Genomic DNA, 17,444 nt, shown 5'->3' on the forward strand with positions numbered 1-17,444 from the left:
GTAGAAGGTTTTGACTGTTTTTAATTTGTAGTCACCCGTGGTCGATTACCTTTTTACACTTGTCTACAAATTCTGGTGTAACAGCAAAAAAGCTCATTCCATTAAATTGATTACCAGCAAAAAAATGAAAGATATTTTGAAAGGCTGCTTTTTGATGAGCGATGTTAGTAATATTAGATAAAATATCTTCAAATTCATCAAAAAGTATAATCAATCCCTTTAATCTAGAAGCACAAGCAAGTGTATTAATATCTCTTAATGTAGACCAACATTGTGCATAAGCTTCAGATTTAAAGTTAAATACAATTGAATTATTTGTATAGTGTTGCCATTTAAAAGGGTTGCTTAGTGAAAGTTCATCCCGGTAAGTCATCCGAGTTTTATGTACTAACTCCTCATAAACTTGCTTTTGTTTGTAATTTCCTGCTTGAAATAGCCAGTCTTCAATTATAGCCTTGTCACATCTACCGCTAAACCAAGCACGTAAAGCAATAAAATTAGCAGGTGAATCAAGAACTTGAGAAAAATCCCATTTACCTTTCAATACCTTCGCCAAAGTAAGAGGATGAAGAGGAAGAGGTAGGGCGTTTCGTAGTAGAGTTATTGTCTCTCACAACGACAACTCAAAAACCACTATGTGCGCCCATGTTTGACATTTTATCATTGTTACAGTGCTTCCTGCCGCAGATAAATGCTACAACGATGAAGCAATTGAACCAAATAATCTTGGCAATGTTAGCGATGAGCGGGCGAGTCACTATGTTGGGAATTTCTCGTTGGACAGGTAGTGGTGGTAGTTATCGGACGATGTTGAGATTTTTTCATACGGTAATCCCTTGGGCGACATTGTTTTGGCTATTTTTCCGCAAGCATTTGTTCCGTGCAAATGAGGTTTATTTGCTTGCAGGAGATGAAGTTGTAGTAAGTAAATCTGGGAAAAAAACTTATGGGTTGGATAGATTCTTTTCCAGCCTAGTAAGTAAGCCAATATCAGGGCTATCTTTCTTTACATTATCATTAGTAAGTGTTGAACAAAGGCACTCATTTCCGATTCAAATAGAACAGGTAATAAAGAACGATATAGAAAAAAGTAGTGTATCGCCAAGACCAGAAATAAAAGCCAAAGAAAAACGTGGACGTGGACGACCAAAAGGGAGTAAAAATAAAAACAAGACCGAAGTAATTCTCACATCTGAATTACTCAGAATTAAGAAGATGATTAATGAGCTAGTCAAGCTGGTAGCTAACTTTATCCCACTGACTTACTTAGTCTTAGATGGTCATTTTGGAAACAATAATGCTTTGCAGATGGCTCGACAGGTCAACTTACATATAATTTCCAAGTTACGCCACGATTCAGCATTATACATACCTTACCAAAATCCTGACCCTAATCATCGTTCACGCCGTAAATACGGAGATAAACTAGACTGGCGTAATATTTCTGATGAATATTTGCGTCAAAGTAGTATCGAAGAGGATATCCAAACCGATAGTTACCAAGCTACTTTACTGCACAAAGAATTTGCCCAGTCCCTGAATGTAGTTATTTTGGTGAAAACAAATCTGAAAACTAATGCTCGCAGTCACGTAATTCTGTTTTCTAGTGACCTAAAGTTGTCATCTGAGAAAATAATTGACTACTACAAACTACGCTTTCAGATCGAGTTTAACTTCCGTGATGCCAAGCAATTTTGGGGATTGGAAGACTTTATGAACATCGGTCAAACTGCGGTGACTAATGCTGCTAATCTAGCATTCTTTATGGTTAATTTATCTCATCATCTTCTCGCTGATTTCCGCATCCTGAATCCTGACTCCGGCATTATTGATCTTAAGGCTCATTATCGTGGCTTTCGATATGTCCATGAGATCTTAAAAATGCTTCCAGAAATCCCTGAGCCTATTTTATTAACCCGGATTTTTGCCAAGCTTACTTCTTTAGGGCGTATTCATCACGTTTCTACGGGCGTTGAATCCTCTTAATTTGGCAGAGGTATTGACCTTTATTAGTTATTTTTGCCCATTCATCTCCTTTTGTACCTGTACTACTACGAGCTTGCTGACAGACAAAATCAAAAAAGGGTCGAACGCCTTTATTTTCAGCATTGCCCGGTATTTCTAAACCTCGCCATATAGCCCCTAAAATCTGATCCATACGATTGAAGCGAATGCCTGATTTGGCATCTAGCGTTACTGAACTAATCGCAAAGCCTTCTTTCAGAGCAGTTTCACGAATAAACCGTAACAAGTGGCTTTTACCAGAGCCATAATTTGCTTTTAGTAACAGCGCTCCTGATTTTTCCTGCTGAAGCCTTGCTGTAAGTTGGGCTATCTCTGATATTCTGCCTACTGTAAAATAACGAATATAACCACTAGGAGGAATACCCAAACGAAGGGATTCAATAACTCCTTGCACCTCTGTACTCATAAATTAATCCTCTCGTAGGCGATCCATTACATCACCGTAAATTGTTTCTGTTGTTCTGACTTCTCCTTCTAAATAGTCATCTAAATGAGCAATTAGAGTAGTAACTAAAACTCGCCAAAAACGTACACCGCTAAGTGAAGGGTGAATCTCAAATAATTCTTTCACGAAAGCATTAATTCCTGCTTCAGAGGGTAATTCTACAGATGCTTCTAGATATGCACTTGCATAAATACTACAAATTTTCTCCGCAGCAGCTTGGTATTCAGATAAGTTTGTTTCTACTTCGTCTAAATTCCAAACAGAGTCTAAAGCTCGTGGTTTACGCTGTTCTGGCTTACCAATTCTTCCTTGCAAAGCACCGTAAATAATAATGCCATGTTTTGGGTCAGTAAAAAAGTCTGGAGTCGTAGCATAGATTAGAAATAAACCGTTAAGAGACTCAATGTTGTTGATTAAAGACAAAAGGTTATTGTGAGCATCTCTCAACGAAGATTTTCGCATAATAGAATATGCTTGTTCTGCTTCATCAAATAATATTACTAAACCTTTGTAGCCGGAAAGCCTTACAAATCCAGCCAAAGATTGCAACATTATTTTTGCGTTATCTTTGTTAACTATTTTGTTAACTTCAAATTTTCTGCGATACGTTGCTAAACTTCCTTCTCCACTGAACCATTGGAGAATCTCGGCTCTATTTTGCTCTTGAAGTGCTACATCAGGGGCTTCAGGTAAAAAAGTTTCCCAATATTTTTGAATCATCTTCTTAAAATCTATGTCAATGCTGCGATCGAGCATGAGTGTTTCTCTTGCCTTGACATACTCTTCATAGGAAAATATGTTACTAATTTTACCATTAGCAAGATAGGCTAAAGATTCTTGCAATACTCGTCCAAAAGGAGTAGTTTCATAAAAACTATTCTCAGAAAAATACTCTGGAGTTGAAATACTACGAACAATTGAATAAAATACTTTCTCAAACTTGTTTAATGCTGCATCATCTGCGTTCAGTTGTACATTTGAAACTAAACATTCATTTTGAAAAGCAACTTCTCTTAATAATCTGAAAAAGTGAGTTTTACCAGAACCCCAAGAGCCACTTAAAAAGCGAATAATACCTCGTTCTGTTATTCCGTTAAAATGATGTTTTTTAATACCTTCAATTAATTTCTCATTACCTACTGAGTATTTATCAACCCCACGCATCGGAGGAATTCCTTTGCGTAATGATTCAACAATCTGTGTAGCGATGCGCCCTTCCATAATTAAACCTTTTTAAATAAAATTGAACCTATATAACGCTTGTTTTCGATATGAAGAAGAAGTCCCTGAGTCGTATCTTTGGTTTGTGTAAACTCAAATTTTCTACCTTCTATCTCTGTAAAATTTTGCTCAACTAATCGAGATAAATCGATTAGAAATTCATCTGTGCGAAACCCTTTTTCGTTTTTTCCCAAACGGCGGGTAATATCTCGAATAGGGATACTACTACCATCAGTTAGCTTCTGCTTTTTGATAACTTCTAGATACTGCTTACGTAGCTTTTTAAGGAAAACTTTTGCATCAAATTTTCTTCCAAAAACTCGTTTTTGTTCGCGTTGTACTGCTTCAATGATTGCTCCAACGTCGGCAGGTACTTCACAAAGTTTGGGTAATTCATAGTCAGATAAACGCGCAGTTTTTTTGTGGTCATCTATACGAATCTGAAAGAAACCGTTTTCAAATTTGTAGTTAGGATGAGTGCTATCACGATCTAAGGGTAAATTAGCTACACGGCAAGCCTCTTCTAATTCACGAGGAAAGAAGTGATATTTTATTTGTGAGGCTTCCTCTTTAGCTATTTGGTAAATTTCCTCCAAAAATGAAATAGTAGAATGGTTATCAACTTTCATTTTTTTCAAGAGCGGGTCTTGTTTGTCGATCGCATCCAAAAGATGTAAAGTCCAACCTCGCTTCAGATATGAGGTTACGTTTTGGCATAGCTTTTGAATGCTTGCAGCTTCATCTGCTTGGGCTTGAAGTCCTTTTGCTTTCTGATCTGCCTTCGCTGTTTGCTCTTCGGCAATATTTAAGAGAGATTCTGGAAAGTGATTAGCTGTTGTCATGGCTCAGTTTTCATAAGCTGTATGTCACAGTTGTTTATTTAAGCTTCTGTATTTATTATTCCCTTTTTGTTATAAAAATCACATTTTATTTACGTAACTGTAGAAAATTACTCGAATCTTGCCTAATTAAAGATTGCTGCCCACAATCCTGCGTGTTGGTGGCAAAGTTCAACTTAACGATAGAAAATGCATTGCGATCTGTCGTAGGCGGCAGCACTGTCTGCCTTGCACACGCTACGCGATCGCATCGAACTTCATCAAAATACTGAAGCCTTGCTGTAAACCACGATAAAATCAGGTTTTTGTCCTATAATTATCAACGCTATGTAAAGCTGCTCATTTATCTCTGTACGGAAACCGATGATTCAGCGATCGCTGTTTGATGCCCCTATTACATTACAAGAACTAGAATCTCATCTATGGGAGGCAGCAAATATACTACGTGGTAGTCCTGTTGACCGTACTGATTGGAAAAGTTATATTTTGCCGTTGCTGTTCTTCAAGCGCATTTGCGATGTTTGGGATGAAGAATGTCAAAAAATGATTGAGGAATATGGAGAAAATTTCCCTGACGAACACCGCTTCCAAATTCCTGAAGTAAGCCACTGGCAAGATGTGCGCTCGACATCTAGTAATGTTGGTACTGCCTTGCAAAATGCCTTGCGTAATATTGAAGTTGCTAATCAAAAACATTTGTATGGTGTATTCGGCGATGCTCAGTGGACAAATAAAGAAAAGTTATCTGATGAACTGCTCAAAGACCTAATTGAACATTTCTCTGCACTCAATATTAGTAACAAGCGCGTCCACAATGATGTTATGGGGGATGCTTACGAGTATCTGATTAAAAAGTTTGCCGATACGACCAAGAATAAAGCGGGAGAATTTTACACGCCGCGTAGTGTGGTACATCTGATGGTGGATATGTTAGACCCCCAGGAAGGGGAAACAGTTTACGATCCAGCTTGCGGTACGGGGGGAATGTTACTTGCTGCTGTTGCCCATGTACGAAATAAGGGAGGGGATGCAAGGACGTTTTTTGGTAAGTTATACGGGCAAGAGAAGAATTTAACAACTGCTGCTACTGCCCGGATGAATTTATTTCTCCACGAAGTTGAGGATTTTATCATCGAACGGGGTGATACGCTGCGTAACCCTGTTTTTACTGCCAATACGGGTGGTTTGGCAGAATTTGATGTGGTAATTGCCAATCCTCCCTTCTCCTTAGAAAAATGGGGACGGGAAATTTGGGAAACTGACCCCTGGGGACGGGCTTTTGCGGGTTTACCTACGGATAGTAGTGGTGATTTTGCCTGGGTGCAACACATGGTTAAGTCTATGGCTAAACCACATGGACGGATGGCTGTGGTGTTACCCCAAGGTGCATTATTTCGTGGGGGAATAGAAGGACAAATTCGCCGCACTTTGCTAGAAATGGACATGATTGAAGCGGTAATTGGACTAGCACCAAACTTGTTTTACGGTACTGGTTTGGCTGCTTGTATACTGATACTGCGTCAACGTAAAACTCAAGAAAAAGCAGGTAAATTGCTAATTGTTGATGCTTCAGCAGTATTCCGTAAAGGACGCGCTCAAAACTTTTTAGAACCAGAACACGCTGCGGAAATTCTGCGCTGGTATCAAGAATTTACGGATGTGGAAGATCGTGCGCGGGTGGTTTCTTTGGAGGAAATTGAAAAGGAAGGATGGACGCTGAATATATCACGTTATGTTTTACCGCCCATCGGAGCAGATATTCCACCCCTAGAGGAAGCGATCGCATCATTCAAAGATGCTTTGGTACAATGCCGAGAAGCTGAGGAACGTTTGCATCAGGTAATGTTAGAGGGGGGATGGCTGGAGTGATAGCACAAATTACACAACAAGCCTTAGAGAGTTATCTTTGGGGTACAGCCACCATTTTGCGGGGGTTAGTTGATGCGGGTGATTACAAGCAATATGTCTTTCCCTTGCTATTTTATAAGCGGTTATCTGATGTTTGGGATGAGGAATTTGCTCAAGCTTTAGCTGATACGGGTGATGATAATTATGCCCGTGACACTGCTAATGACCGTTTTATTATCCCCGATGGCGCTCACTGGAAAGATGTGCGGATTGTTGCTAAGGATGTTGGTAAAGCTTTACAGGATGCGATGCGGGTGATTGAAACTGCTAACCCTGGTCGCTTGGATGGTATTTTTGGGGATGCACCTTGGACAAATAAGGAACGTTTACCCGATTCCGTAATTAAGAATCTGTTGGAACATTTTTCGACTGTAATGCTTTCCCTGGCGAATGTTCCCGAAGATGAATTAGGGAACGCCTACGAGTATTTAATTAAACAATTTGCTGACGATAGCGGACATACAGCCCAGGAATTTTATACCAACCGCACCGTGGTTTATTTAATGGTGCAGATGCTCGCACCAAAATCAGGCGATCGCATTTACGATCCAACTTGCGGTACGGGGGGAATGTTGATTTCGGCATTGACTGAGGTTAAGCGTACAGGTGGAGAACATCGTACCCTCAAGCTTTACGGGCAGGAACGCAACCACATGACCGCTTCGATTGCTCGCATGAACTTGGTACTACATGGTGTCGGTGATTACCAAGTTATGCGCGGGGATACTTTGGAACGTCCTGCTTTTACTGAAAGCGATCGATTGCGGGTTTTTGATGTAGTTCTCGCCAATCCACCCTACTCGATTAAACAGTGGAACCGGGAAGGGTTTCAAACAGACCCTTGGCAACGTAATTTTTTGGGGACACCCCCTCAAGGAAGGGCTGACTATACTTTTTTTCAGCACATTTTAAAAAGTCTTGACCCCAAAACCGGACGCTGTGCAATTCTCTTCCCGCATGGGGTGCTGTTTCGTAAGGAAGAAGCCCAGATGAGGCAAAAGCTGGTTGAGGCTGATTTGGTCGAATGTGTCCTTGGTTTGGCACCAAACCTGTTTTATAATTCACCGATGGAAGCTTGTATTATTGTTTGCCGTACTCGTAAGCCTAAAGAGCGGCAAGGACGGATTTTATTTATTGATGCAGTCCATGAAGTAGCTCGTATGCAGGGGCAAAGTTTCCTCAAGCCGGAGCATCAGTTACGTATTCTCAATGCCTATCAAAGTTATATTGATGACCCTGGTTTTGCTAAGGTCGCAACTTTAGAGGAAATCGCTAATCAGGATTATAGTTTATCGATTCCGCTTTATGTGCGGCGTACATCAGCCAATAACCAAACGGAGGAAGTCAAGACACTGCGGGAAGTTTGGGATGATTGGGAACAGGGCAGTAGGGCTTTTTGGCTAGAGATGGATGCTTTGGTTGATATGCTAGATTCTTTGGAAACATAAAAAATTATTTACCAATATGGTAATGTATTCTCTGATGTAAATTAGCTATGAGCTATAAGAAAATTATTTACTATTTTGGTAAAGATTTGAATAAATTGATATGATATCTACCTTGAAGTCTAATCAATTTGTTTACCAAAATGGTAAACTTGTATTAGGCTACTAAAGCATGGAAATTACTTTCGCTGACAGCAAACTGCAAAACCTATGCGAGCAAGAAAAACTAGCAAAAAGAAAATTGGGTGCAAACTGCGCGAAGAAATTGAAAACCCAGTTGACTAAGTAGGTAGGCAAGAAAAAACCAAACTATGTAAAGATAAGTAAATACGGAGAATGCATCTACCGAGGTGACTTAATATATGGGCGCTCGTTTAAGGATATTCTTGACTCGTGAGCAAGACAAAACCCTGTTACAGCTAAGAACTGCGGAAGTACCACAGAAAGTAAAAGATCGAGCAGAAATAATTAGGCTAAATGCACATGGCTGGTATGTAGAAAAAATAGCTGCTCACTTTAATTTGACTCAACAAACGGTAAGAGAGGTTTTACACAGCTGGAAAAACAAAGGTCTAGAAGGACTTTGGGAACTACCTGGTCGAGGGGGAAAGTCAAAATGGCAAGAAGAAGACATCATATTTTTGGAAGAATGCCTGAAAAACGAACCGCGTACATACAATAGCCTTCAACTCGCACAAAAATTAGAACGCGATCGCTCAATTAAACTGAGTCCCGACAGATTAAGGCGGGTGCTCAAAAAAAGGGGGTCAATTGGAAGCGAGCAAGGAAGAGTCACAAAGGCAAGCAAAACCCGATAGCACGAGCAAACAAACAAGCAGACCTAGATATGTTGGAATTATCTGCTGCGTCTGGAGAAATAGACCTAAAGTATCTAGATGAATCAGGATTTTGTGTATGGAGCGAACCAGGTTACACTTATTACTTCAAAGGTGAGCAAAAACGTTTAGAGCAAACCCAGCGTCGTGGACGGAGATTAAGTATTATCGGCTTTCTTCAACCTTTAATCAGCTTTGTTTACGGTCTGGTGATTGGTGCTGTTAGTCGTAAATCTTACATCGAGATGATGGAAATAGAAGCAACTGAAGCTCAAAGAACGGGGCGCATTAGGGTAATTGTGCAGGATAACGGATCGATACACCGATGTAAAGAAGTGCAAAAGCTATGGTCCAAGTGGGAAAACATGGGTTTGTACATCTTTTTTCTGCCCGCATACTGCTCCGAGATGAACCCAATTGAATTAGAGTGGCAGCACCTAAAAAAAGACGAACTACGTGGGCAAACATTTGATGACGAGTTAGACCTCGCTTACGCCGTGATTGATGGCGTTAAAGCTAGAGGGGAAAAAAGTAACTACAGTACAAGACGTATTAAATTTGACTCTAGTCGCTCTGGTTAAATTTTCGTTACATAGTTATAAATTTTCTCGCCCACCTACTTACACTACACAAGCTTGATCAGCAAGTGCCTTGAAAGCTTGTTGCGGGATTAGACCTGATTCCCAACGGATGTCTTCCTCTTTTACTGATTGGACATCAAGTGGACCTAGCTCACCAAAATCCGACATCACGATATTTTTGGCAGCAAGTGCTATAATCGTGCCTGCACTTTTACAAAATCCGAAAATATAAAAAGTGAGTTGATCATTATATTCTCTCTTCAAAAATCTGGCTAACATAAAAGCCGCATCTGCATCTCCCCCAGGTGTAGTTAGAATTAAGCTGATATTCTTCCTTCGATGCTCTAGTTTTTTAACTTGATTGATTAAAATGTCAGTAGCAGCATAATCAATTGAGCTGCTGAACAAAAAGAGATCTGTATCAAAGTCATTCACGATTTGCGAAACTGGATTGCGTAATTCAGTTGTTTCCTTGGCTTGAAAAATCATAGTATGCTCCTATGGTGTTAAGTTTTAATGCTTCGATTCACACAGAAAAAAGGTGACATGCTCCCGATGACTAATTATTCAAGAAGACTAAAATGCTTGGTTGGAAAACGTGTTAGATTTTATGCTTCAATTCAGCGTACAGGGAGGGGCGATCGCGGTTGTCCACTTAGAACTAACAACTTGCTCATTAATTTCAGACTCAATAACTCTCATGTTCATTTCCTTTTAAATTTATCTAAAAAATTTGATGGATCAATTTTGTACAAATTGTGGTGTTGATTTGCAATTTGTAATAGAAATTGCACCTTGGCTTAACCCAACCAGTTGAGCGACTCGAAACGCAGAAGCGATCGCTCCTTCATGCAAACCATCACCAAGATAGGCTCCTGCATGGTAGGTATTGTTCTCGCCATTAGTGGCAACTACTTCATTTCGATATTGAAAAGATTCAGTAGTATATAACGGGGTATGATGTTCCTGAATGTGAATGATGCGATTGCTAGCAATTAACTCCTCTAGTTGGAACGAGAGAAAATAATTTGGTGGTGATGAGATGTCACATATCTGATTCAGGCAACTGTTATAACCCCATCGGCTTTCTGTCTCAAAAAAATCAAATTCTGATGGTTGTTTAATGCCATAGCGGGTGTATATGGAACTATCTGTATGGAGTAAGGTCGTTGCATAATTGGCTTTCCAGGCAGAAAACCGTTTGATTTCGGCATCAGTTGGATCTGCTAACAGCGCCATCACTTGGTCAGGTGGCGTAGCAAACACGACTTTATCAAACTCCTGAATTTCACCCGTCCTTCGCACAATTTTCACAGCATCCGAGGTTCTGAAAATCCGGTCAATCTGCACATTCAGCAAAACCTCACCTTTGAATCGTGCCAGAATTTTTTCAATGTAAGAATACACACCACCTTTAATCCTGACCCAGCTAACTGCGACATCCTTGAGTAAAACAGGCATCGCCAATTCTGCTGGGAAATCATCAATCAGTTCCAATGGCATCGAATAGCTATACATAACTAGCAATTTTAGCCAAGTATTGCGAGTACAGGGGCGTTTCAGGTATTGCGACAAAGGCTGATTGTAGAAATCTTGCAGGTGAGCAAATCTTATTCTGAGCCAAAATCCAGCAGAACGAGCATAGAGGGTATCGAGGCGTAAATATTCGATCAGGTGGCGAATACCTGTGAAGTTCTTCTTGATTGCAATTTTTGATAGAAAGTGGCTGCCATTTTTGAAAAAGATTGCTGAACTCATATTGACAGGTTCTAGTTCTACCCCTAACTGTTCCATGAGGGCAATGAAGTTGTGAAACACAGTTGGAAATTCCAGCACTCCATTTTCCAAAATTTCCTGACAATCGGATTGATTTGGGTGAACATTCTTGTTGAGTGTCTGAATATGTCCACCTAGAGTAGATTGCCGTTCAAACACAGTCACACTATGCCCTTGTTTATCGAGTAGGTAAGCTGTCACCATGCCACTAGCTCCCCCCCCAACGATAGCGATCTTCATAATTTGCCTCTCAACTATATAGATATAGATAATGTGGTAGGTGTAACCTATCGTAGACATCACCTGTTTAGCTGTTGCCTAAAATCATGTCACCGGATAACCGTTGATACAGCAGTGCGCCTGTCCAAAAAGTGGCAGCAAAGCCCGGATAGCCAGATGAGGCATTGCAGAAATAGAAATGGTTGAGTGAGGTTTCGTGATTCAGTCGCCCCATACCCATATTGCGCGGTATCAAACTGGAGCCGTAGGAATTCCCATTGGGACACCAGCAAAAACGCTCATTGGTAGTAGGGCTACCTGTAATGTGAAAGACCATATATTTTCTAAAGTTAGGTACATAGTGTTCTTCCACAACATCGAGGATGGAGTCTAAGATTTCTTGTTTTTTCTGGTTGTAAGCTTTGCGGTCATTATCTCGTAATTCCTGGAAGTAGTTGTAATTAGCAACAGTGAGGAATTCCACAATCTGGGAGTCTTCTGGGCAATCCCCACTCGCTGTAGTCAATAAAGTGGGTGTTGTGATGGCAAAACTAGGATTAGAAAAGTCATTGCGATCATACATCTGTGCAAAGGCTTCATTTAGATCGTGATGCCCTGTATGAAAAAGATTCCACTTGCCAAATCCATACTCTCGCAGGTCGATATCTTTGACGACGCAATAAGCCATGTAGTTAGATGCCGAATATTCATAGTTGAGTTTTCGGCGCACACTTTTAGAAAACTGCGATTCCCCGATCATCTTGGCGGCTTTTTTGGGGTCAATATTGCAAATTACGGTGTCGCCTGTAAATTCATGTGTTTGATGGGTAGTGAGATCCATCGCCTGAACTCCCGTAACCGTTCTGTCTGTGACTCTAAAATTCGTAACTTCATGGTTGAGCAATACCTGTCCCCCATGCGATTCAATGACATTGACCAAGGAATTAATCACATGTTCAAAATGCTGGGTTGGGTAAAATGCACCCGCTTGATAGCCTCGGAACAATATAACCCAAGCATAGAATGAAAGTTGATTGGGAGGGAGCAAAAAATCAGGCCATTGCAGGGCTAATAAGGTTTGAGCGGCTTGGGGTAGCTGAAACTTATCAAATACATCCTGGAGTGTGCTATTGAGATACTGGACAGCAGAAAATACCTCATTTGAATGTTTGAGCAGTTCAATTGGCTTGATCGGTGGAGAGAGTTTTTTCAAACCTGCACCAGTCTTTTCCACTTCGTTGACAAATTTGCGAATCAGATCGCCATGAGCGGGAAACAGAGCAGACAATCGCTGGATCAGTTCTTCTGGCTCCGAGGGAATATCCAAACTATGCTCTGGCGATCGCATGTGATCAAAGCCTTCCGAGTCATAACGTTCAAAAGTTACTTCTTGCTCTAACCCTAATTTTTTGAGTACCCGATTGACGGTTTGCCCTTCACCGCAGTCCCAAACATAGTGAAATTGAGCATTAAACGTATATTTTTTAGCCATCGTAAACGTATGCCCAAAACCTCCGGGATGCTCATGGGCTTCGAGAATTTGCACAGTCTTGCCAGACTTTGCCATCAAAGCGCCAAAGACTAATGCTGATAAACCACTACCGACAATCAGGTAATCCGGTTTCATAAGAGAGTTCCTCGAAAAATAAAAATCTGAGTTCTGTCCCGTTGAAACGCCCGTTAGTAAAGGCAAAACTTACTTAAACGCTTTGGCTAAAGCCTAAAACTGCACACGCAATGAATTGTCTGAGGCAAGGCACAACTAGCTTGGGAGGCAAGCTAATCCAATTTCACCACCATCTTGCCAACATTTTTTCCTTCAAATAGTCCGATGAACGCGCTCACTGCTTGGTCGATTCCGACTACCACTGTTTCCTTGTTCTTCAGTTTTCCGTCTCGGAAATATTTACCTACTTCCTGTTCAAATTCTTTCTGATGAGCTAGCCAATCACTAACAATTAGTCCCTTCATCGTTAACCGTTTAGTAATCATATTAAATAGATTAGAAGGACCAGGCTGCTTCTCCTGATTGTAACCAGAAATGCCACCACAAGCGATAATCCGCCCATGTACTTTTAATACCGAGAGCGCCGCTTCGAGCATTTCACCTCCCACATTATCAAAATAGACATCAATCCCATCTGGAACCTCTCGGTTCAATTGTTCGAGGATAGGAGCGGCTTTATAATCAAAAGCGATATCAAATCCACATTCTTCCCGTAGGAACTTGACTTTTTCCATGGAACCTGCGGAACCGATTGTACGGCATCCACGCAATTTGGCTAGTTGCCCAGCCACACTTCCCACCGCACCTGCGGCTCCCGAAATAAAAATCACATCGTCAGCTTTGACGTTTACCAAATTTAATCCCACCCAAGCAGTCATGCCCGTCATCCCAAGAGCACCGAGATAAACTGATAATGGTTGCACCTCCTGGCTGACTAGATGCAACTCTTTTGGTGCTGCGATGAAGTATTCTCGCCAGCCAAAGCTGGAAGTCACAATATCGCCATGATTGAATTCCTTAGCGCGTGACTCTAATACTTCGCCAACTGCGCCGCCATTAAGTGGTTTGCCTAACTCGAAAGGTGGAACATATGATTTCCTGTCGCTCATACGACCACGCATATATGGGTCAACTGACATATAGAGATTGCGAACAAGTACCTGCCCATCTTGAAGTGGCTCTAGTTTGGTTTGCGCGATCGCAAAGTTATCTGCGTTGGGAAGTCCGTTAGGGTAAGAAACTAGCACAACCTCGCGACTGATTACATCTGTCATAATTTGCTCCTGATTATCCACCTTTTCAGTAAACTTACTTAAATGCTTTGACTAAAGCCTCAAACTGCACATGCAGTGACTTGTCGTGGTGCGAAATAGGTGGGATGGGGCGATCTATACTTAAAAATTCGTAGACTGCCATCTGAGCGGCTCGCACCGAATACTCGACTGTGAAGACGACATCATCAGGAATTTCCACAAACTGACTGATTAAGGCGAGGTTTTTGGAGCTACGAGGGATCGGTAACGGTCGATCGCTACGTAAACGAGGCATAAACATACTGGTGATATAGGGCATTCTGCAAGGAATACAGTTTGCCGATTCCACAATGTCCAAATCAAAGCGGAGATGACCGCAGAGTTCGCGGAGAATTTCTTCACCGTTACATTCATCCATCGGTTTAGGCACAAAATTACCCACGCGATCGGGCAAAAGTGCATATCCCCAGAACACCTGGACATCAGCAGGCTGATTGATAAAATGGGGTTGATAGGCAAGCACGATAGACATCAGCCAGTTAGAGTCTTTAAACGTGATCAATCCGCCAGTCCCCGCTTGATTGCCACTAAATTCCAGGATCTTGTCGAAGAATTTAGGGTTTTTCAGGGTGACGGTAAAAGACTCCCAGCAAGATTCAGCAATACTGCTATTAAAAGCAGCAGGATTCCCAAAATCAGGGTTTTCTGCTGCCAGCTTTTCCCATAAATTCCAACTAGTACAGTCCTGTTTCGTCAGCTTCTTGGGCGCACTAGTCATAGAACCCAGACTTGAGGCATCAGTCATCGAGCCGTTTTGCAGAAAAACCAGATCGCCATCTTTAACCGAGATGGTTTTGCTTTCACCACTTTGTTGATAATGAATGCCTGTCACTACCAACTTCCCCTTTGCGGTGGTGCGTTCCAGATCCATCACCTGGCAATCTAAGACAAAATGGACATTTTGGGTAGCCAGCCAACTCTTTAAGGGCAGAATCAATGAATCATACTGATTGTAAATGGTACGTTTAACCCCACCCAGGGTTTCAATTCGAGTAAATTCCAGCATGAAGCGATGCAAATAACGCTTGAATTCAACAGCACTGTGCCACGGTTGGAAGGCAAACGTAGTCACCCACATATACCAAAATTCAGTCTCGAAAAATTCTGGAGACAGCCAATCTGTAATACAACTAGCACCTAACTCAGCTTCACCAGCTTGGGTAAGCTTGAGTAATTCTTGACGATTTGCCATGGAAAAGCCCATGGAACTTACCGGAACTTTCCCCCGACGACGATCAACTAGACGCGCCATCGAATTTGACTTGTGCTGCTGATTAAACTCCATTGTTTCGTCAAATACTGACTTCCCAGGGAAATTTAGGGAGGGAATTGATTTGAATAAATCCCAAGTGCATTCGTAATTGTCGGTTGTCAACATTCGCCCACCACGTAACGAATAGCCATCGGTAGGGTTTCCGGCTCCATCCATACTTCCCCCCACGACGGACTTTACCTCCAGAATGAAAATATTTTCCCCACAGAAGCCATCATCGCGGATCATAAAGGCTGCGGCTGCCATAGAGCCAATACCACCACCTAGTAAATAAGCATTCAGTTCATTACCCATGTCAATTAACTCCCAAATAAGCGTGATTGATGCTGAATTTTGGAGCGTATTAAAGCCGCACCATAACTTTAATTGCTTTTCGTTCATCCATTGCCGCGTAACCACCTGGAACACCATCCAGATCGACTGTCAGATCCAACACGGGAGAGGGATCGATCTTCCCCGCAAGCACATCTGCTAACAGTTCCGGAATATAAGCCCGCGCGGGCGCAACACCACCCCGCAAGGTAATATTTGAGAGAAACATCCCTGCCAATTTCACACTGCCATGTGGAACACCGACATAACCAATCGTGTCACCTGGACGTGTAATCTCAATCGCCGTACTGAAAGAAGATTCCGTGCCGACACATTCCAAGACTGCCTCAGCACCCCCTTTAGTCATCTCTTGTACTTCATCAATCGCCTGTTGATCGCGGCTTTTAACTACATCGGTAGCACCAAAGCGACGGGCAATTTCAATGCGTTTTTCATGTTTGCCCAGTAGAATGATTCGAGCGGCTCCCAGTCGTTTTGCTGCTAAAACGCCGCACAGTCCCACTGCCCCATCGCCAACCACTGCCACTGTCGAACCTGCTCGTACTCCAGCAGAAATAGCCGCATGATGTCCAGTTGCCATCACATCTGTGAGCGGCAGAATTGCGGTGAGTAAGGCATCATCGTTTTCAACTTCCCTAGGAATTTTAACTAGTGTGGCATCGGCAAAGGGAGCGCGCACAGCTTCTGCTTGTCCACCATCATTGGTTCCACCCCAAAAGCCACCTTGGATACAGGAAGTTTGTAGACTTTTGCCGCAAAATTCACAGGAGCCATCCGAAAAAGCAAACGGAGCTAATACGCGATCGCCCTTTTTCAAATTCCGCACATCCGAACCAACCGTTTCGACAATACCCATCCATTCGTGACCCGTGCGCCATCCGGGTTTCCAATCATCTGACCCTCGGTAAAACCACAAATCGGAGCCACAGATGCAGGCATGGGTAATCCGCACAACGGCATCAGTTGGTTCTTGAATAGTAGAGTCGGGAACGGTTTCGACTCTTACATCACCAGGAGCGTAATAGACAGTTGCTTTCACAATCGATTTTCCTGTTATAAATAGTTAGAAGCATGGATTTTGTAACTTGCAATTCTTTTCTCTCAAAAGTTTTTAAATACAAGTTTTGAAAATCAATTTTGTACTTGAATCTCATCCACTTTATTTAACTGCTATTTAAGTAGCTTGTAGCTTGATTAATGTTTTTGTTCCAGCCACATTAGTAACTGAAACTGCCATCATCACGCCATTTGAGTTCTGTGCAGTTAAAACTTCAGTTGGTGAATCAATCGTGTGAGCGTAAGTTACTTCATCTCGACCGATTTCAATTAATAAGTCATCCCCTTTCCCCGGTGGGTCATAAACCATCGCCATCAAAGGTGCATTTTTAATCAATTCTTCGTCACCGAGTTCTGAACCGATAATTTCGAGAGAAATATGCCTCCCACGATTCCCATCTGAAAATTGATCGAAAAACTCGCCCCATCGATCCTGTGGTACAGATTTGTTTACGTCGATTTTATTTACCATTATGATTCCTTGTAAAAAATTAGTAATTTATTTGGGTACTTTACTCAGTGCTAAAAGGCAAGAGAAATTTTACTTAGTAGTCCACCAAGTAAACTTTGCGGAGTGATTGAAAATTGGAAACCCAAGAATATGAATCCCTAATTCCCAGCCTTACCCAATAATTTTGGGTTGGGGGACTGCTACTAGTAGCCCACC

15 protein-coding genes are annotated in these 17,444 nt (G+C 41.7%); 4 read left to right on the forward strand and 11 right to left on the reverse strand.

Annotated features, from left to right (window positions below):
• Positions 1 to 31: 31 nt before the first annotated feature.
• The gene (locus CAL6303_RS11440) at positions 32 to 544 is read right to left on the reverse strand and encodes a hypothetical protein (protein WP_051036650.1); all 513 of its coding nucleotides are present in this window, start codon (positions 542 to 544) and stop codon (positions 32 to 34) included.
• A 101-nt stretch (positions 545 to 645) separates the two neighbouring features.
• On the opposite strand from CAL6303_RS11440, the gene CAL6303_RS11445 reads away from it, so the two are divergent.
• Positions 646 to 1,986, forward strand: a complete 1,341-nt coding sequence (locus CAL6303_RS11445; protein WP_015198005.1) for an IS4 family transposase — start codon at positions 646 to 648, stop codon at positions 1,984 to 1,986.
• Here the strand turns inward: CAL6303_RS11445 and CAL6303_RS11450 are convergent.
• The 3 genes from CAL6303_RS11450 to CAL6303_RS11460 are packed head-to-tail and all read right to left on the reverse strand — an operon-like array spanning position 1,964 to position 4,533.
• Complete coding sequence (locus CAL6303_RS11450) at positions 1,964 to 2,431, reverse strand: BREX system ATP-binding domain-containing protein (protein WP_041740462.1); 468 nt, start codon at positions 2,429 to 2,431, stop codon at positions 1,964 to 1,966. The genes CAL6303_RS11445 and CAL6303_RS11450 overlap by 23 nt on opposite strands.
• A 3-nt stretch (positions 2,432 to 2,434) precedes the next feature.
• Positions 2,435 to 3,691: a BREX system ATP-binding domain-containing protein gene (locus tag CAL6303_RS11455; RefSeq protein ID WP_015198006.1), complete on the reverse strand. Its 1,257-nt coding sequence runs from the start codon at positions 3,689 to 3,691 to the stop codon at positions 2,435 to 2,437.
• Between the two features lie 2 nt (positions 3,692 to 3,693).
• Positions 3,694 to 4,533, reverse strand: a complete 840-nt coding sequence (locus CAL6303_RS11460; RefSeq protein WP_015198007.1) for a hypothetical protein — start codon at positions 4,531 to 4,533, stop codon at positions 3,694 to 3,696.
• 360 nt (positions 4,534 to 4,893) lie between these two features.
• Between CAL6303_RS11460 and CAL6303_RS11465 the strand changes: the two genes are divergently transcribed.
• The 3 genes from CAL6303_RS11465 to CAL6303_RS29140 all read left to right on the forward strand — a co-directional run bounded on the left by CAL6303_RS11465 (position 4,894) and on the right by CAL6303_RS29140 (position 9,300).
• Entirely contained in the window at positions 4,894 to 6,399 is a 1,506-nt protein-coding gene (locus CAL6303_RS11465; RefSeq protein ID WP_015198008.1) for a type I restriction-modification system subunit M, read from the forward strand.
• Positions 6,387 to 7,886 (forward strand): type I restriction-modification system subunit M, encoded by a 1,500-nt coding sequence (locus CAL6303_RS11470; RefSeq protein ID WP_015198009.1) that lies wholly within the window; start codon positions 6,387 to 6,389, stop codon positions 7,884 to 7,886. The genes CAL6303_RS11465 and CAL6303_RS11470 overlap by 13 nt, the downstream gene beginning before the upstream one ends.
• A 359-nt stretch (positions 7,887 to 8,245) precedes the next feature.
• A protein-coding gene (locus CAL6303_RS29140) for an IS630 family transposase (protein WP_238993794.1) occupies positions 8,246 to 9,300 on the forward strand; the annotation gives its coding sequence in 2 pieces (ribosomal slippage) (positions 8,246 to 8,638 and positions 8,641 to 9,300; 1,053 coding nt in all).
• A gap of 39 nt (positions 9,301 to 9,339) precedes the next feature.
• Here the strand turns inward: CAL6303_RS29140 and CAL6303_RS11485 are convergent.
• The 7 genes from CAL6303_RS11485 to CAL6303_RS11515 form a co-directional block, all read right to left on the reverse strand.
• A complete protein-coding gene (locus CAL6303_RS11485) occupies positions 9,340 to 9,789 on the reverse strand; it encodes an SDH family Clp fold serine proteinase (protein ID WP_015198012.1) in 450 nt (149 codons plus the stop codon).
• Between the two features lie 252 nt (positions 9,790 to 10,041).
• Positions 10,042 to 11,316: an FAD-dependent oxidoreductase gene (locus tag CAL6303_RS11490; RefSeq protein WP_015198013.1), complete on the reverse strand. Its 1,275-nt coding sequence runs from the start codon at positions 11,314 to 11,316 to the stop codon at positions 10,042 to 10,044.
• 67 nt (positions 11,317 to 11,383) lie between these two features.
• Positions 11,384 to 12,922: a phytoene desaturase family protein gene (locus CAL6303_RS11495; RefSeq protein ID WP_015198014.1), complete on the reverse strand. Its 1,539-nt coding sequence runs from the start codon at positions 12,920 to 12,922 to the stop codon at positions 11,384 to 11,386.
• Between the two features lie 152 nt (positions 12,923 to 13,074).
• On the reverse strand, positions 13,075 to 14,076 hold the full coding sequence (locus CAL6303_RS11500; RefSeq protein WP_015198015.1) for an NADP-dependent oxidoreductase: 1,002 nt from the start codon (positions 14,074 to 14,076) through the stop codon (positions 13,075 to 13,077).
• A 34-nt stretch (positions 14,077 to 14,110) separates the two neighbouring features.
• Positions 14,111 to 15,682 carry an oleate hydratase gene (locus CAL6303_RS11505; RefSeq protein ID WP_015198016.1) on the reverse strand — a complete coding sequence of 524 codons (1,572 nt, stop codon included), beginning with the start codon at positions 15,680 to 15,682 and terminating at the stop codon, positions 14,111 to 14,113.
• A gap of 49 nt (positions 15,683 to 15,731) precedes the next feature.
• Positions 15,732 to 16,760 carry a zinc-dependent alcohol dehydrogenase family protein gene (locus CAL6303_RS11510; RefSeq protein ID WP_015198017.1) on the reverse strand — a complete coding sequence of 343 codons (1,029 nt, stop codon included), beginning with the start codon at positions 16,758 to 16,760 and terminating at the stop codon, positions 15,732 to 15,734.
• A gap of 135 nt (positions 16,761 to 16,895) precedes the next feature.
• On the reverse strand, positions 16,896 to 17,249 hold the full coding sequence (locus tag CAL6303_RS11515) for a DUF5335 family protein (protein ID WP_015198018.1): 354 nt from the start codon (positions 17,247 to 17,249) through the stop codon (positions 16,896 to 16,898).
• Positions 17,250 to 17,444: the final 195 nt, after the last annotated feature.

This window comes from Calothrix sp. PCC 6303, assembly GCF_000317435.1.
Taxonomy (GTDB): domain Bacteria; phylum Cyanobacteriota; class Cyanobacteriia; order Cyanobacteriales; family Nostocaceae; genus PCC-6303.

What these genes read in the sequence shown, in the direction of transcription:
- CAL6303_RS11455 (WP_015198006.1), bottom strand. Translation starts at nt 3,691, where the DNA reads ATGGAAGGGCGCATCGCTACACAGATTGTTGAATCATTACGCAAAGGA.
- CAL6303_RS11450 (WP_041740462.1), bottom strand. Translation starts at nt 2,431, where the DNA reads ATGAGTACAGAGGTGCAAGGAGTTATTGAATCCCTTCGTTTGGGTATT.
- CAL6303_RS11500 (WP_015198015.1), bottom strand. Translation starts at nt 14,076, where the DNA reads ATGACAGATGTAATCAGTCGCGAGGTTGTGCTAGTTTCTTACCCTAAC.
- CAL6303_RS11485 (WP_015198012.1), bottom strand. Translation starts at nt 9,789, where the DNA reads ATGATTTTTCAAGCCAAGGAAACAACTGAATTACGCAATCCAGTTTCG.
- CAL6303_RS11495 (WP_015198014.1), bottom strand. Translation starts at nt 12,922, where the DNA reads ATGAAACCGGATTACCTGATTGTCGGTAGTGGTTTATCAGCATTAGTC.
- CAL6303_RS11515 (WP_015198018.1), bottom strand. Translation starts at nt 17,249, where the DNA reads ATGGTAAATAAAATCGACGTAAACAAATCTGTACCACAGGATCGATGG.
- CAL6303_RS11445 (WP_015198005.1), top strand. Translation starts at nt 646, where the DNA reads ATGTTTGACATTTTATCATTGTTACAGTGCTTCCTGCCGCAGATAAAT.
- CAL6303_RS11470 (WP_015198009.1), top strand. Translation starts at nt 6,387, where the DNA reads ATGGCTGGAGTGATAGCACAAATTACACAACAAGCCTTAGAGAGTTAT.
- CAL6303_RS11505 (WP_015198016.1), bottom strand. Translation starts at nt 15,682, where the DNA reads ATGGGTAATGAACTGAATGCTTATTTACTAGGTGGTGGTATTGGCTCT.
- CAL6303_RS11465 (WP_015198008.1), top strand. Translation starts at nt 4,894, where the DNA reads ATGATTCAGCGATCGCTGTTTGATGCCCCTATTACATTACAAGAACTA.
- CAL6303_RS11460 (WP_015198007.1), bottom strand. Translation starts at nt 4,533, where the DNA reads ATGACAACAGCTAATCACTTTCCAGAATCTCTCTTAAATATTGCCGAA.
- CAL6303_RS11490 (WP_015198013.1), bottom strand. Translation starts at nt 11,316, where the DNA reads ATGAAGATCGCTATCGTTGGGGGGGGAGCTAGTGGCATGGTGACAGCT.